Here is a 15,141-nt window from a genome sequence, read left to right as displayed (position 1 = left end):
GGTGGCCAGACCACCGGGACCGGAACCGAGCCCCCCACCCAGGCGATCCCGAACACCCGGGATCACCCAGGAAAACCTAGCCAATTAGAGACGCTCTGTGGTGGCATCTCACCCGTACCGGGCATCTCTTCGACGCCCGCGTCGACGCCGAGGCCGCGCGTGCGACCCGAACTCGATTCGCCCTCGGCTCACTGGGCTACCCGATCACGGTCGGCCTGGCCTTCGTCTCCGCGCCGCTCACCCTGGCCGCGCACGGACTGCTTGCCCTCTACTACGGCTTCAACCAGGTACCGGTTCCGACCCGTCGAGACCCGGCCACGCCGTGAGGCGGGCGAGCAGGTCAGCGTCGACGAAGGCGTAGCGGCTGGGCCTGACGCGATGTGCGGACATGGTCCCCGAGGCGTGGCAGCCAAGGCCGCCGCCCGCCAGCAGGAGCAGCCCGCCGAACGGGATGAGATACGCGTTCACGACCCAGGCCGGCCCGGGACCGCTGAAACCAAGGTTGCGCTGAATGGCCGGCAGCGCCACCGTGACGATGGTGCCGTCGAGGACGGTCATCAGCGTCCCCGCGCACAGAACGGCGAGGGACGCCCAACGGGGGTATGTTCGTGAGAGTCCCACCGGGCCCGCCGGTGTCGGTTTCGGTGTCGGTGTTCCGGTCGTGGTCGACATGGCCGCTGGCCTCCGCAATCGCCGTAGAACTCACCAGGCAGATGAACAGGAACGGATCGTGTACACAGTGCACGGCTTGTAACGGAGTTCATGGTGAGTGACCATGGGGGAGACGTAAGGAGGCAGCTCGATGTCCCAGAGGAACACCGGTGTGACCGTCCAGGTCGTGAACGCGGCCACCTGCCCGGTCCGCGAGGTTCTGGACAGGGTCGCCGGCAAATGGAGCGTCCAGATCCTGGTCGCGGCCTCGCACGGCCCCATCCGCTTCACCGAGCTGGAGCGCGGGATCGAGGGCATCAGCCGCCGGATGCTGACCCTCACCCTGCGCAACCTGGAGCGCGACGGGCTGGTGACCCGCACCGTGTATCCGACGGTGCCCCCGAAGGTGGAGTACGGGCTCACCCCGGTGGCCCTGGAGCTGCACGAGACGCTGCGGCGGCTGACCGACTGGGCCGAGCGCAACCGCGGTTACATCGCGGAGGCACGGGCGGCCTACGATGCCGAGCATCAGCCCGAACTGCTCGACGCGTAGACGGCGTTGGCCCCTCAGAAGCCGAACAGGTCCGGGGCCGAGGTGAGCTCCTTGAACACCTCGCCCGGATCGGCGACCAGCCGCCGGGCCTTGAGGTCCAGCAGCCCGCCGACCGCGTCCACCTCGGCGGCCAGTGTGCCGTCCGCCCTGGTTATCGACTGGAGCATCCGGAACGTCTTGCCCCCGCTCCACTCGAACCCACAGGTCACATCGACCTCGTGCCGGTACCGTATGGTCGTCTCCAGCGCCACCGGGCCCACGCCCCGCCCGACCAGCCGGGCCTGGGTGATCCCGGCGGCCTGGAGCAGCGACCAGCGGGCGTGCTCGGCGTAGTTGAGGTACACCGCCTGGTTCAGATGGCCCTGCACATCGGTCTCGTAGCCACGGACCGTGACGCGGACGGAATACGGTTCGCTCACGACTTCCCCTTCTCGTGTAGGACGTCTCGTGTACGACGCACTGATCCTTTGCCGGCATCCTGACACGCCCGTCACACCCGGCGCGGCGATGCCAGCAGATAGCGCGTTCGAGTCCGCGGCTCCGTGTACTCGCCGGTCTGCCATCCCGCCCGCTCCAGGGTGGCCGCGCAGGCCCGCAGGGGCTCGCCCTCCGGTGCGTACACGGCGACCGCCTCGGGCTGCGGGGTCGCCCGCACCCGGTAGCCGGCGGCAGCCGGTCCCTCGGGCGGGTGCCCGGCCGCCTCCAGGGCGAGCGCGGCGGCCCGCACCAGATGCGCACGCTCCCAGCCGCACGGCCGGTCCGTGGCGCCGTCGGGATTGGTCATCCGGCGCAGCTCCAGAAGCCCCTGCCAGGCACTGTGCACTTCCCGCACGCGGGCGGGCCCGTCATCGACGGCCTCCTCACCGCCGACCCGCGCGGCGAACACCCCGTCCGGCTCGGCCGCGGCCACCGCCTGCGGCTGAGGAGCGGCCTCCCGTATCCGATGCCCCGCCGGCGTCAGAAAGTGATCGTGCGGCGGTCGCGGATGCCGAAAGGCAAGCCCCTGCTTCACCAGCGCCGCCAACTGAGCCTCCGTACCCCGCAGCCGCCCGCTGACCGGATCAGCGCCATCGATGACCCGCCGCTGCGCGGCGGTGGGCGGTCGGGTCACGGCGTGCTCCTCTCCGGCGTCGATCCGTACGGGCGCGTACCGATCCGTGCTTCGAAGGCTACGACCGCGCACTGACACTCGACCGGACGAACATCACCAGCCGCCGATCGCCGTCAGCGGCTCGGCTCGCACGGGCGGATGTTCCAGCCCGCGATCACCGGCCGCGCGTGCTCCGTGCTCAGGCGGCACAGGGTGCCGGTCGCCAGCTGGAAGAGGGCGCCGTTGGACGGCGGCAGGCCGAGGCGGCGGGCGGTCAGGACGCGAAGGAAGTGGCCGTGGGCGACCAGCAGCACGACCCCCTCCGTGTTGGCGAGGGCCGCGTCGACCTTGGACAGCATCCGGTCGGCCCGCTCCCCGACCTGCTCCGGGGTCTCCCCGGGGTGCTCCGGCGGACCGGGCGCGACCCCGTCGGTGAAGAGGAACCAGCCGGGCCGGGTGCGCTGGATCTCCGCCGTGGTCACGCCCTCGTAGCCGCCGTAGTCCCATTCCCGCAGGTCGGCGTCGACCCGGGCGTCGGGTACGCCGATCAGCTCGGCGGTTTCACGGGCCCGTTGGAGCGGGCTGACGAAGGCGGCGCCGATGCGATGCGAGCGGATCAACGGCACCAGCCGCCGCGCCTCCTCCCGACCGTGCTCGGTGAGGGGCACGTCGGTCCACCCGGTATGCCGTCCGGACCGCGACCACTCGGTCTCACCGTGCCGGACGAGAAAGACATCAGCCATACGTCAGAGGCTAGAAGCCCAGCGTTCCAGTTCGGCGAACTCACGCGCCCGTAGTCCGTGGCGCGGGTCGACCGGAAGGAGTAACGCGGGGCCGGCGTGGTGCTCGGCGACGTGGCGGACGTCGAGTTCGGTGATCATGTCGTCCACCCAGACGAACGGCCGCCCCGCCGCCCACGCCACGACGGTCCGCGTCTTCCAGTACAACCCGTCCGGATCCTTGGCGAACAGCTCGGGCCACTCGATGACGGGCAGCTCGGGCAGCCCGATGACCGGACCGATCATCTCGTTGGCCTGATGCATCCAGGTGGTGGCCCACGCCAGCTCGTACGGCAGTGCGAGCAGCCGCGCCCCGTGCCCCGGGTGCAGCCGCACCCTCAGCCCGCGGCGGAGTTGGCGGGAGCCGGGCTCCTGGCGGGCGGACCAGTTCGCCGGACGCAGCCTGCGGGTCACATACCCGCGATGCCACAACAGCCGGGCCCGGAACGGGTTGAGGGGTCCGTCGACGTCGAGGAGGAGCAGCGGGCGCGGAGTCATGGGAAGGGGTTACCCAGCCCGGGCACGCCCCTACTGCCGATAACCGCTCAGGAACCGCCCGATGCGGCCGATCGCCGTCTCCAGGTCGTCGGCGTACGGGAGGGTGAGGATGCGGAAGTGGTCCGGGGTGGGCCAGTTGAAGCCGGTGCCCTGGACGACCTGGATCTTCTCCTGGAGGAGCAGGTCGAGGACGAACTTCTCGTCGTCGTGGATCCGGTGGACCTTGGGGTCGATCCGCGGGAAGGCGTAGAGGGCGCCCTTGGGCTTGACGCAGGTCACGCCGGGGATCTCGTTGAGCTTCTCCCAGGCCACCGTGCGCTGCTCGTGCAACCGGCCGCCGGGGGAGACGAGTTCGCGGATGGACTGGCGGCCACCGAGCGCGGCCTGGATGGCGTACTGGGCGGGCGCGTTGGCGCACAGCCGCATGGAGGCCAGCATGGTGAGGCCCTCCAGGTAGTCCTTCGCGTGCTGCCTGGGGCCGGTGATGACCAGCCAGCCCGAGCGGAAGCCCGCCACCCGGTAGGTCTTGGAGAGGCCGCAGAAGGTGAGGACGACCAGGTCGGGGGCGAGGGCCGCGGCCGAGTGGTGGACGGCGTCGTCGTACAGGATCTGGTCGTAGATCTCGTCCGCGAAGACCATCAGGCCGTGCCGGCGGGCCAGGTCGAGGATGCCCTCGACGATCTCCTTCGGGTACACGGCGCCGGTGGGGTTGTTGGGGTTGATGAGGACCACGGCCTTGGTGCGGTCCGTGATCTTCGACTCCATGTCGGCCAGGTCCGGGTACCAGTCCGCCTGCTCGTCGCAGAGGTAGTGCACCGCCTTGCCGCCGGCGAGGGTGGTCACCGCCGTCCAGAGGGGGAAGTCCGGGGCGGGGATCAGGATCTCGTCGCTGTCCTCCACCAGCGCCTGTACGGCCATGGAGACCAGCTCCGAGACGCCGTTGCCGAGGAAGACGTCGTCGACGCCGACCTCCAGGCCCAGCGCCTGGTAGCGCTGGGCCACGGCCCGGCGGGCGGAGAGGATGCCGCGCGAGTCGGTGTAGCCGTGTGCCTGCGGGAGCATCCGGATCATGTCCTGGAGGATCTCCTCCGGCGCCTCGAAGCCGAACAGCGCGGGGTTGCCGGTGTTCAGGCGCAGCACGCTGTGGCCCGCCTCCTCCAGCGCGTTGGCGTGCTCGATCACCGGTCCGCGGATCTCGTAACAGACCTCGCTGAGCTTGTTGGACTGCCGGAACTCCATGCGCCCCTCCGGAAACTCGTGTTGCTTGGTTTTACCAAGTACCAGCTTGGAAAGTCCAACATCTTGTCTAGACTGCGCCGCATGTCACCTCGCCGAAGCTACGACCAGTACTGTTCCGCGGCCCGCGCCCTCGACGTCGTGGGCGACCGCTGGACCCTGCTGATCGTCCGGGAACTGCTCGCCGGTCCCCGCCGCTACACGGACCTGCACGCGGATCTGCCGGGGGTCAGCACGGACGTCCTCGCCTCGCGGCTGAAGGACATGGAGCGGGACGGGGTCACGACCAGGCGGCGGCTGCCCCCGCCGGCTGCGGCGTACGTCTACGAACTCACCGGGCGCGGGCGGGAGTTGCTCCCGGTGATCCAGGCGCTGGGCAGCTGGGGGGAGGCCGAGCTGGGCGAGCGCCGGCCCACCGACGCGGTACGCGCCCACTGGTTCGCGCTGCCGCTGCTGCGGTCCCTGAACGGCGAGGGGCTGGTCGAAGTCCGGCTGGAGGAGGGGCACTTCCATCTGTACGCGGGCGCGGAGGACGGCCCGGTGTACGGCGACGGCCCCGCACCACGCGAACCCGACGCACGGCTCGTCCTCGACGCCGGGACGTGCGCGTCCCTGGCCCGGGGGGAGTTGAGCCTGGGGGACGCGGTACGGGCCGGGCGCGTGACGGTGACCGGGGACGGCGCGCCGGCCAAGGGGCTGCGGGACGCCTGAAAACGGCGACCGGGCCCGCCGCGAACGGAGGCCCGGTCACCGGGGTACGAGGGATCAGGCGCCCGGCGGCACCCGGTACGGCCGCCCAGAACCCCGCGTCAGCGTGTACCCGCCGATACCGGCCAGCGCGGCCAGCAGCCCGCCGATCCCGGTCCACACCCAACGGTCGGTCCACCAGCCGGACGACCAGCCGTCGTCCGCACCGAAGCTGGAGAGCACCGCCGCCTTGGTGTCGCCGTCGCGCTTCGCGGAACTGACCGCGATCCCGGGAACCAGCGGCTTCGCCAGCGAACCGTCCACCGCCGCCGAACCGCCGATGTCCTTCGAGTCCACCTGGATCTCGGCGCTCACCGGCTTGCCGAGGTCCGCGTTGCCGAGATCCACCGCTGTCAGCCGGACGTAGTACGTGCCGGGCAGCGGGTCGTTGGCCCACGGCTCCGACCAGCCCCGGACGGTACGCGTCACACAGGCCAGCTCCACCGAGGTGGCGCCCTGCGCGGCCGTGCGGGTCTGCGCGCCGTACTGGCAGGACTGGCGGCGCCGCAGACCGTCGTACACGTCGATCTGCCAGGTCTGCGCCGCGTGCGAGTCGGGCAGCTTCACCGTCGCCTTGACGTCGGGGCGCTGCCCGGCGTCGGCGGGGAACGACCAGTACAGGTAGTCGCCCGTCGATCCGCTGGCGGTGGCCTGCTGCCCCTGGTCGATCTCGGTCGCCGTACGGAAGGACGTGCCCGCCTGGGTGGGCGCGCCGCTGTCAGCCGAGGCACTGGGGGAGGGCGAGGCGTCGTCGGCGGCCGCCGGTCCCGCGGCCAGTCCCACCGCCAGCAGGGCGGCGCTCAACACACGTGTGATCGACATCAGTTGGTCCTCCAGACCGCTACCCGCCAGCGCGACACCCAGCCCCACACCAGACCCGCGAGGAAGCCGGTCAGTACCAGCGCCCCGAGCAGCCACCAGCCGCGGCCGAGGCCGAAGGAGGCGACGTCGGACGCCTTCGACGGCCCGTCGACCACGTCGACGGTCAGCTCGACGGGCAGGCCCGGGCTGGTCTTCACACCGGACGCGGCCGAGAACGAGTTGGTCACCTGGAGGCAGACGGTCTCCGGGGTGGTGCCCTCGTCGTCGCTCTCGGCCTTCGGGTACCGCAGACCGGTCGAGATGACATCCGTACGGCCCGTGCCCGACGCCTCGCCGCGCACGATCTCCCGTCCGTGCACGGTCACCGCCCGCAGCAGCACCCCGTAGTCCGGGTTGACGGCCCGGTCGGCGGCGACACTGACCGAAGCCCGCAGCTCCTGGCCCGGGTTGACGTCGACCTTGTACCAGCGCTGCTGCCCGAACTCCTCACGGTCCGTGTACAGCCCCGACTTCAGCGCGGGTGCCGAGGAGCACTGGTCGGTGCCGTCCGTGGCCACCGGCGTCACCACCGGATCGGCGGCCCGGTCCACCAACTGCCCCACCCGGTCAGTCAGTTCCTCCTTGTGCTGTACGGAGGTGTAGGTGCCGCCGGTCGCGTCCGCGATGCAGCTCAGCTGGTCCCGGGTCTTGGCGTCCGGCACCAGTCCGAGCGTGTCGATGGTCAGCCCGACACCCTTGGCGGCGATCTCGCGGGCCACCTCGCACGGGTCCAGTGGCTGGCAGGTGTCCTCACCGTCGCTGATCAGGACGATCCTGCGGGTCCCGGCACCGCCTTCGAGATCGTCGGCCGCCTTGAGCAGCGCGGGGCCGATCGGGGTCCACCCGGTCGGTGTGAGTGTGGCGACGGCGGTCTTCGCCTCGGTGCGGTCCAGCGTGCTGACCGGGTAGAGCTGCGCGGTGTCCTTGCAGCCGGTCTTCTTGTCGTTTCCGGCGTAGTTGGCGCCGAGTGTGCGGATGCCGAGCTGGACCCCCTCGGGCGTCGCGTCCAGCACCTCGTTGAACGCCTGCTTGGCCGCGGCCATCCGCGTCCCGCCGTCGATGTCCGCCGTCCGCATGGAACCGCTGACGTCCAGCACCAGCTCCACCTTGGGAGCGGCCTGACCCGTCTCGTCCGTCTCGTCGGCGACCGCTCCGCCGGGGAACGCGATCCCGGCCGCCAGGGCGGCGAGCAGAGCGCAGACTCCCGCCGCCGTCCGTTGTGTTCTGATCATCGGCGGATCTTATTGATCAGAGGCGCCGGGCTCCAAAACGAGGTCCGTCCGCCAAAACGCGGGCGGCCGGCAGGCCAACGGAGGGTGGCGCGCGGGCAGGTGAGCGTTCACTGCGTGCCGGCCAGCGGATTCGGCAGGGCCGCCCACTGGTCCCCGGGCACCTCCGGCGACAGCCGCATCAGCGTCAACGCCTTCGCCGGCAGCGGTCCTTCGAGGAGTGCCCTGAGGTCCGGAGTGGCGGGAAGGTCTCGTACGGCCGTCTCCAGAGCCGCCGCCAGAGCCGGTCCCGAACCCGCCGTGCCCGCCAGGGCGCCCGCGATCAGGGAGCCGAACAGCTTGCGGCGCAGCGTCGTTTCGTCGTCCGTGACCAGGCGTCCCGTCAGCTCCGGCGGGGTGATGCCGTGCCGGGCCAGCCGGGCGGGGCTGAGGCGGATGTCGGCCAGATCGCGGTAGACGAGCCGTAGCGGAGCGCCGGTCTCGGACAGCACCACGAGCAGGTTCTGGCCGTGCGCCTCCAGGGCCACGCCCAGATCCAGCAGGCGCAGCCCCACCGTCAGGGCGAGCCGGGTGAACCCGTCCAGCCAGGACGGCGATTCGGGCAGGGCGGTGGTGGCCAGGGCGGCCACCGGGAGGACCCGCTCGCCCGGGCCCGCGTACACCTCGGGCGACTCGCGCAACACGGCCGCCAGGTCGGGGGAGCCGGCGGTCGCCGCGCCCAGGGTGCGGGTGATGTGCAGGAGCCCGTCCGTGTGGGACGCCAGATCCGTGGCGAACGACGACAGCGTCATCGCCGCGCCGATCGAGTACGTCGAGATGTCCCGGACGGACGAGGTGAGCCGTGCGCTGAGCGCGGTCTTCACATGCTTCCCGTCGGGAAGGGCGAGGGTGCGCAGGGACAACAGCGGGTGCCCGGTCCGCCAGGGCTCGCCGGGGGCGCCCTTGAGGACATGGGCGGCTTGCCAGGGATGCACCGGGATCAACAGCCGCCCCGCATCCCGGAGTTCGTCCGGCCAGTCGCCGGTCAGCAGACAGTCCCCGGCCTCGACCGGGACCGTCTCCAGCCGCACCACCGGGCGGTGCTCCGGCCCGTACGCGAGCTGCTCCGCCGCCGAGAGACCCGGCCGGGAACGGCAGTTGGGGTGGAAGGGATGCCCGTCGACCACCCGCTGCTCCCACTCCCAGTCGCGCCCGGGCCACTCCTTCGGAGGCAAGCCCCGGTTCGCCCGCGAGAGCGCCAACGAGGCGGCACTGTGGCCGAGTTCGCCCGCGAATCCCGCCGAGTGCGGCCACCCCAGATCGGTCATCAACCGCGCCGGATCGTCGTACGACACCCCGTCCAGCCGTACGGCGGTCACATACGCGTCGGTGGCGTACGGATCCGCTGGCGGGCCGTGCAGCGCGCGCCCGTCGGCCAGCCACAGGGCCAGACTGTGCGCTCCGCGTACCCGGCGCGTCACCCACGGCAGCGGCTCGTGCGCCAGTGCCCGCCACAGCCGGGTCAGCACCGCCGCCCGCGCACCGGGCAGCTCGGCCGGGTACCCGGAGACCAGGTCCGGCCGCGCCTCGGCCAGCTCCGTGGCGAGCTGGGTCTCGATGAGGGAGGGACGGTGCACGTGAGGGCTCCTCGGGACGGGTACGACAGTCATCATCGCTGCTGACAAGAGACATACTGATCGTGATCGGACCGTGTGGACGTAGAGAGCGAATGGATCGCGTGGACCTGATGCACCCCGGCGACGCCGTCGGAGAACGCGCCGACGCGTACGCTGCCGCGCCCCTGCTCAACTGCCTGCTGCGGGAGGTGGCCGAGCCGCTCCCGGACGCCGGGGAAGGGGGGGCGCGGGTCTACCGGCTCCCTGGCGGCGGACGGCTGCTGCGGGTGCGCGGTGCGCGCCGGCCTGCCGCGCCCGAGGCGTACGCGGCCGGCCGCTGGTACCGCGTCGGCCACACCGAGCTGGTGAAACTCGTCGCCGAGGTGCTGCGCGGGCACACCGGGCTGTCCAACGGCGATCTGCCGGCCGAGATGATCGACAGCCGGGACGCGGTCGCCGCGCTGCTCACGGCACGCGCCCGGGCGACGGCGCCCGACGACCCGTATCTGCGCTCGGAGCAGTCCCTCATCACCGGCCATCCCTACCACCCGGCTCCCAAGGCACGCGGCGGCGGCCCGGTCACCGCCTGGTTGCCGTACGCGCCCGAGGCCCACGCCCGGTTCCCGCTGGTGCTGCTGGGGGTGCGCGAGGACCAGGTGGCCGAGGAGGGCGACACGTCGGCGCTCGACGCGCTGGCGGCCGTACCGCCGGGATACCGGCTGCTGCCGGCCCACCCCTGGCAGCTCGACCTGGTCGCCCGTGACCTGGCCCCGGCCTTCGCCGACGGCCGTCTGGTTCGGCTGCGGGAGACCGACTTCGCGGTCTGGCCGACGGCCGCGATCCGCACCGTGTACGAACCGGTGCGGGATCTCTTCCTGAAGTTCAGCCTGGACGTCCGGATCACCAACGACATCCGCCGGCTGTGGGCGCACGACCTGCGGAAACTGCGCCGTACGGACACAGCCGTGACCGCCGCCTTCGCGGCGATGGGCGGGCCGGCGGCCTGGCTCGGCGACCGCGGCTACCGCACCGCCCGCTTCGCCTTCGAGGAACTCGCGGTCGTCGTGCGGGACGGGCTGCGCGGGTCGCTGCTGCCTGGGGCGACCCCGCTGCTCGCGGCCGGCCTGGTGGAGGGCTTCGACGGCAGCCCCCTGACCGCGGCGGCGGATCCGGGGGCCTGGTGGGAGGCGTACCTGCGGGCGGTCGTACCCCCGGCGCTCACCGCCTTCGCCGACCACGGCGTCGTAGTCGAAGCGCATCTGCAGAACACCCTGGTCGCCGTCGACGCGGCCGGTACGCCGGTGCAGGCGCTGTACCGGGACGCCGAGGGCGTCAAGCTGCTGGCCGACGTGGAGCGGGCCGCCGGGTGGGAGCGGCTGGTGTACTGCCTGGTCGTCAACCATCTGACCGAGGTCGCCGCCGTGCTCGCCGAGCGCCGCCCCGGGTTCGACCCATGGCCCGCGGCCCGCCGGGAGCTGGCACGGCAGCCGCTCCCGGAGGTGGCCGGGCTGCTGGCGTCGCCGACCCTGCCGGGCAAGACGAACCTGCTGCTGCGCTGGACCGGCGCGGACGGCGCCGACGCCCGCTATCTGCCGCTGCCGAACCCCCTGGCCTGAAGTCGTGGCGGTCGCCGGGCCGAGGTGGCGGATCCGTTTAGGATCATGCCGCCCGATCCGGCTGGTGAGGAGCCCCAACGGCCATGGCCGAAGGACATGTTGTCGTCATCACGGGTGGCGGTACCGGCATCGGTGCCGCCACCGCCCGGCTGCTGCGGGCCGCCGGGCACCAGGTCGTCATCGGCGGGCGGCGGCCAGATCCGCTGCGGCGACTGGCCGACGAGACCGGCGCCGTGGCGCACCCCGGGGACCTCTCGGACCCGGCGGCGATCCAGGACCTGATCGACACCACGGTCGCCCGCCACGGCAGGCTCGACGGACTGGTCCTCAACGCGGGCATCGGCCGCAGCGGCGCGGTCGGGGACCTCTCGGACGAGACCTGGGACGAGGTGCTGCGCACCAACCTGACCGGCCCGTTCCTGACCCTCCGCGCGGCTCTCCCGCACCTGCTCGAGGCCCGCGGCGCGGTGGTCGCGGTCGCCTCCGTCGCGGCGCTGCGCAACGGGTGGGGCAACGCGGCGTACGCCACCTCCAAGGCCGCGCTTCTCCAGCTGTGCCGCTCGGTGGCCGTCGACTACGGAAGCCAGGGCGTGCGGGCCAACACCGTGTGTCCCACCTGGGTGCGCACCGAGATGGCCGACGGGCGCATGGCCCGGTTCGCGGCGGATGAGGGAATGGACGGCGGGATCGAGGAGGCCTACGCGCAGGCCACGCGACTGGTGCCCACCGCCCGCCCCGGAGACCCGTCCGAAGTCGCCGAGGCGATCGCCTGGCTGCTGTCACCGGCGGCCTCCTTCGTCAACGGCGCGACCCTCACGGTGGACGGCGGTATCACGGCCCTCGACCCGGGAACGGTGCCGTTCGGTTTCCGCATCCGGGGCGGCGATCGCTGAGGACCGCACTTCCCGGCGCCGTGCGCACCGGAAGGCGATATCCGCGCCAGCGCCGCGCAGGCGCTCGTCCGTCTCGGGGACACCAAACGGGCCCGAGCCCTGCTCGCCGAGCAGTTGCACCCACCCCGCCGCCGCCGTCGCGATGCGACTGTGGGGACGCCTGCACGGGCTCGTGTCGCTGGAGATCTACGGCCATCTGCGGCCGCAGGTGCAGGACCCGGCCAGGATCTACCCCGCGGAACTGGTCGATCTGACGTATCTGCTGGGTCGCACGGCGCCCGTGGCCGACCGTGGCCGACTGAACCGGCCGGCCTCGCTCGCCCGGCGCTTTTCCGCCGCTGCTTCGCGCGAGGCGTCCGCCCGCGAAAGAAGCGCACCTTGTCCTTCGCCGCCTGTCACGCTCGGTTACCATTGTCACTTCACGCCGAAGGCCGGAAGCGAGGGGCGACGATGCTGAGAGAGGTCACCGCCACCCGTTACATCGAACCCCTGCGGTCCGGCGGTTCCGTCCCGGGAGTCGTCGAGGCCGACGACCTCGGGACGTACGTCGTCAAGTTCACCGGCTCCGCGCAGGGCCGCAAGGCGCTGGTCGCCGAGGTCATCGTGGGAGAGCTGGCGCGGGCGCTCGGGCTGCGGTTCCCCGAACTGGTGCTTGTGCACTTCGACCCGGCGATCGCCGGGCACGAGCCGTACCAGGAGGTGCGCGAGCTGCACACGGCCAGCGGCGGGGTGAACCTCGGGATGGACTTCCTGCCCGGGGCGAAGGACTTCACCCCGGAGATCGCCGAGGTCTTCCCGGTGGACCCGCTGGAGGCCGGCCGGATCGTCTGGCTGGACGCGCTCACCGTCAACGTCGACCGTACGGTCCACAGCTCCAACCTCATGGTCTGGCCGACGTTCGGCACCGCGCCCCCGCACCTGTGGCTCATCGACCACGGCGCCGCCCTCGTCTTCCACCACCGCTGGGACACCTCGGCACCCGAGAAGGCCTACGACTTCCGCCACCACGCCCTCGGCCGGTACGGCCCCGACACCCGGGCCGCCGACGCCGAACTCGCGCCCAGGGTGACCGAGAAGCTGCTCAGGGACACCCTCGCCGAGGTCCCGGACGCCTGGCTCACCGACTTCGGCACGCCCGACGAGATGCGCGAGGCCTACCTGGGCTATCTGCTGGCCCGGGTCCGGGCCTCCACCCAGTGGCTCCCCACCGATTTCCCGGGCGGCGACCAGCTCGCGGCCGAGGAGGCCGCCCGTGCGGCCAGGGCACAACAGGGACGCCCGGCCTGGCTGAAGCAGGTTCCCGACCTGCACGGCAAGCCCGCGGCTCAACAGGATTGGTCGGTACACCTCGGATGAGTGACAGCCAGCGCGTCGAGATCGAATACTGCACCCAGTGCCGCTGGCTGCCCCGCGCGGCCTGGCTGGCGCAGGAGCTGCTGACCACCTTCGAGGCCGAGCTGACCGAACTGGCCCTGAAGCCCGGCAAGGGCGGGATCTTCGTCGTCCGTGTGAACGACGAGGTGGTCTGGGACCGCAAGGAACAGGGCTTCCCCGAGCCGACGGCCGTGAAGCAGGCCGTACGCGACCGAGTGGCCCCGGGGAAGTCCCTGGGCCACTCGGACAAGTGACGGCGGGTCAGCCGCGCAGCTGCCGGTAGGCGGGCAGCGTCAGGAAGTCGGCGTAGTCGTCGTCGAGGGAGACGGTGAGCAGCAGGTCGTGGGCCTGCTGCCAGTGGCCGGCCGCGAAGGCCTGCTCGCCGATCTCCTTGCGGATGCCGTCGAGTTCCTCCGCGGCGATCTTGCGGGCCAGCTCCGGGGTTGCCTTCTCGCCGTTCTCGAACTCGACGCCCGCGTTGATCCACTGCCAGATCTGCGAGCGGGAGATCTCGGCGGTGGCCGCGTCCTCCATGAGGTTGAAGATGGCCACCGCACCGAGCCCGCGCAGCCACGCCTCGATGTAACGGATGCCCACCTGCACGGCGTTGACCAGACCGGCGTAGGTCGGCTTGGCGTCCAGCGAGTCGATCGCGATCAGGTCGCCGGCCTCGACATGGACGTCCTCGCGCAGCCGGTCCTTCTGGTTCGGCTTGTCGCCGAGGACCCGGTCGAAGGACTCCATGGCGATCGGGACCAGGTCGGGGTGGGCGACCCAGGAGCCGTCGAAACCGTCGTTCGCCTCACGGTCCTTGTCGGCGCGGACCTTCTCGAAGGCGACCTTGTTGACCTCGGGGTCCCGGCGGGACGGGATGAAGGCCGCCATGCCGCCGATCGCGTGCGCGCCGCGCTTGTGGCAGGTGCGGACGAGGAGTTCGGTGTACGCCCGCATGAACGGGGCCGTCATTGTCACGGCGTTGCGGTCCGGCAGGACGAACCTGGGCCCGCCGTCACGGAAGTTCTTGACGATGGAGAACAGGTAGTCCCAGCGGCCGGCGTTCAACCCGGAGGCGTGGTCGCGGAGTTCGTAGAGGATCTCCTCCATCTCGTACGCGGCCGTGATCGTCTCGATCAGCACGGTGGCGCGGACGGTGCCCTGCGGGATGCCGACGTAGTCCTGTGCGAAGACGAACACGTCGTTCCACAGCCGGGCTTCGAGGTGCGACTCGGTCTTCGGCAGGTAGAAGTAGGGACCCTTGCCGAGGTCGAGCAGTCGCTGCGCGTTGTGGAAGAAGTAGAGCCCGAAGTCGACGAAGGCGCCCGGCACCTGCTCGCCGTCGACCTCGACGTGCCGCTCGTTCAGATGCCACCCGCGCGGCCGCATCACGACCGTCGCCAGCTCCTCGTTCGGGCGCAGGGCATACGACTTCCCCGAGCCGGAGTCCGTGAAGTCGATGTTCCGCGTGTAGGCGTCGATCAGGTTCAGCTGGCCCAGGACGACGTTCTCCCAGGTCGGCGCGGAGGCGTCCTCAAAGTCCGCGAGCCAGACCTTGGCGCCCGAGTTGAGGGCGTTGATGGTCATCTTGCGGTCGGTGGGGCCGGTGATCTCGACGCGCCGGTCGTTGAGCGCCTCGGGGGAGGGGGCCACCCGCCAGGAGTCGTCCGCGCGGATCGCGGCGGTCTCCGGGAGGAAGTCGAGTGTGGAGGTGCGGGCGATCTCGGCGCGGCGCTCGGCCCGGCGGGCGAGGAGTTCGGCACGGCGCGGCGAGAACCGCCGGTGCAGCTCGGCGACGAAGGCGAGTGCCTCGTCGGTGAGGACCTCCTCCTGCCGGGGCAGGGGCTCGGCGTCGACGATGGCCGGCGGAGACGGCGCTGGTGCGGACATGAGCTGTCACTTCCTTCAGCGGTGGCACCGGGTGCCAGTCGTTCCGGGTAGAGCGAAGCACACCCGATCAGGGGTCGGGCGCTTCTGAACAGTGGATACTAGTTTCCTCATTGTGGAAGTTCAATGGTTTGTTGA

Annotated in this window: 16 protein-coding genes and 1 pseudogene; 7 read left to right on the top strand and 10 right to left on the bottom strand. The window is 71.5% G+C overall.

Features of this window, described 5'->3' with window-relative positions:
- Positions 1–420: 420 nt before the first annotated feature.
- Positions 421–672, bottom strand: a pseudogene (locus ABTY98_RS42430) (MFS transporter); the annotation flags it as partial.
- 130 nt (positions 673–802) lie between these two features.
- Here ABTY98_RS42430 and ABTY98_RS39050 point away from each other — a divergent pair.
- A complete protein-coding gene (locus ABTY98_RS39050; RefSeq protein ID WP_352225903.1) occupies positions 803–1,204 on the top strand; it encodes a winged helix-turn-helix transcriptional regulator in 402 nt (133 codons plus the stop codon).
- Between the two features lie 14 nt (positions 1,205–1,218).
- Here ABTY98_RS39050 and ABTY98_RS39045 read toward each other — a convergent pair whose 3' ends face one another.
- The 5 genes from ABTY98_RS39045 to ABTY98_RS39025 all read right to left on the bottom strand — a co-directional run bounded on the left by ABTY98_RS39045 (position 1,219) and on the right by ABTY98_RS39025 (position 4,810).
- On the bottom strand, positions 1,219–1,623 hold the full coding sequence (locus ABTY98_RS39045) for an acyl-CoA thioesterase (RefSeq protein WP_352225902.1): 405 nt from the start codon (positions 1,621–1,623) through the stop codon (positions 1,219–1,221).
- A 71-nt stretch (positions 1,624–1,694) separates the two neighbouring features.
- Complete coding sequence (locus tag ABTY98_RS39040; RefSeq protein WP_352225901.1) at positions 1,695–2,315, bottom strand: hypothetical protein; 621 nt, start codon at positions 2,313–2,315, stop codon at positions 1,695–1,697.
- A 113-nt stretch (positions 2,316–2,428) separates the two neighbouring features.
- Positions 2,429–3,037: a histidine phosphatase family protein gene (locus ABTY98_RS39035; protein WP_352225900.1), complete on the bottom strand. Its 609-nt coding sequence runs from the start codon at positions 3,035–3,037 to the stop codon at positions 2,429–2,431.
- Positions 3,038–3,040: 3 nt separating this feature from the next.
- Positions 3,041–3,571, bottom strand: a complete 531-nt coding sequence (locus tag ABTY98_RS39030) for a hypothetical protein (protein ID WP_352225899.1) — start codon at positions 3,569–3,571, stop codon at positions 3,041–3,043.
- Between the two features lie 30 nt (positions 3,572–3,601).
- Positions 3,602–4,810 (bottom strand): pyridoxal phosphate-dependent aminotransferase, encoded by a 1,209-nt coding sequence (locus ABTY98_RS39025; RefSeq protein WP_352225898.1) that lies wholly within the window; start codon positions 4,808–4,810, stop codon positions 3,602–3,604.
- Between the two features lie 81 nt (positions 4,811–4,891).
- Between ABTY98_RS39025 and ABTY98_RS39020 the strand changes: the two genes are divergently transcribed.
- On the top strand, positions 4,892–5,518 hold the full coding sequence (locus ABTY98_RS39020; protein WP_352225897.1) for a winged helix-turn-helix transcriptional regulator: 627 nt from the start codon (positions 4,892–4,894) through the stop codon (positions 5,516–5,518).
- Positions 5,519–5,572: 54 nt separating this feature from the next.
- Here ABTY98_RS39020 and ABTY98_RS39015 read toward each other — a convergent pair whose 3' ends face one another.
- The 3 genes from ABTY98_RS39015 to ABTY98_RS39005 form a co-directional block, all read right to left on the bottom strand.
- Positions 5,573–6,376: a hypothetical protein gene (locus ABTY98_RS39015; RefSeq protein WP_352225896.1), complete on the bottom strand. Its 804-nt coding sequence runs from the start codon at positions 6,374–6,376 to the stop codon at positions 5,573–5,575.
- Positions 6,376–7,647, bottom strand: a complete 1,272-nt coding sequence (locus ABTY98_RS39010) for a VWA domain-containing protein (RefSeq protein WP_352225895.1) — start codon at positions 7,645–7,647, stop codon at positions 6,376–6,378. The genes ABTY98_RS39015 and ABTY98_RS39010 overlap by 1 nt, the downstream gene beginning before the upstream one ends.
- 107 nt (positions 7,648–7,754) lie before the next feature.
- Positions 7,755–9,260, bottom strand: a complete 1,506-nt coding sequence (locus ABTY98_RS39005) for an IucA/IucC family protein (RefSeq protein ID WP_352225894.1) — start codon at positions 9,258–9,260, stop codon at positions 7,755–7,757.
- Between the two features lie 92 nt (positions 9,261–9,352).
- Here ABTY98_RS39005 and ABTY98_RS39000 point away from each other — a divergent pair, with 92 nt between their 5' ends.
- From ABTY98_RS39000 to ABTY98_RS38980, 5 genes are all read left to right on the top strand, one after another.
- Positions 9,353–10,855 (top strand): IucA/IucC family protein, encoded by a 1,503-nt coding sequence (locus ABTY98_RS39000; RefSeq protein ID WP_352225893.1) that lies wholly within the window; start codon positions 9,353–9,355, stop codon positions 10,853–10,855.
- Between the two features lie 83 nt (positions 10,856–10,938).
- Positions 10,939–11,748, top strand: a complete 810-nt coding sequence (locus ABTY98_RS38995; RefSeq protein ID WP_352225892.1) for an SDR family NAD(P)-dependent oxidoreductase — start codon at positions 10,939–10,941, stop codon at positions 11,746–11,748.
- On the top strand, positions 11,741–12,205 hold the full coding sequence (locus ABTY98_RS38990) for a TetR-like C-terminal domain-containing protein (protein WP_352225906.1): 465 nt from the start codon (positions 11,741–11,743) through the stop codon (positions 12,203–12,205). The genes ABTY98_RS38995 and ABTY98_RS38990 overlap by 8 nt, the downstream gene beginning before the upstream one ends.
- Positions 12,199–13,104, top strand: a complete 906-nt coding sequence (locus ABTY98_RS38985) for a HipA family kinase (RefSeq protein ID WP_352225891.1) — start codon at positions 12,199–12,201, stop codon at positions 13,102–13,104. The genes ABTY98_RS38990 and ABTY98_RS38985 overlap by 7 nt, the downstream gene beginning before the upstream one ends.
- Positions 13,101–13,376: an Rdx family protein gene (locus ABTY98_RS38980; protein ID WP_352225890.1), complete on the top strand. Its 276-nt coding sequence runs from the start codon at positions 13,101–13,103 to the stop codon at positions 13,374–13,376. Before ABTY98_RS38985 ends, ABTY98_RS38980 begins: the two co-directional genes overlap by 4 nt.
- A gap of 7 nt (positions 13,377–13,383) precedes the next feature.
- Here ABTY98_RS38980 and aceB read toward each other — a convergent pair whose 3' ends face one another.
- Positions 13,384–15,006 (bottom strand): malate synthase A, encoded by a 1,623-nt coding sequence (aceB, locus tag ABTY98_RS38975; RefSeq protein ID WP_352225889.1) that lies wholly within the window; start codon positions 15,004–15,006, stop codon positions 13,384–13,386.
- Positions 15,007–15,141: the final 135 nt, after the last annotated feature.

It is taken from the genome of Streptomyces sp. NPDC096040, from assembly GCF_040303265.1.
Taxonomy (GTDB): domain Bacteria; phylum Actinomycetota; class Actinomycetes; order Streptomycetales; family Streptomycetaceae; genus Streptomyces.
Note: the sequence above shows the minus strand (reverse complement) of the source record. Positions and strands in the feature narration are given on the sequence as shown.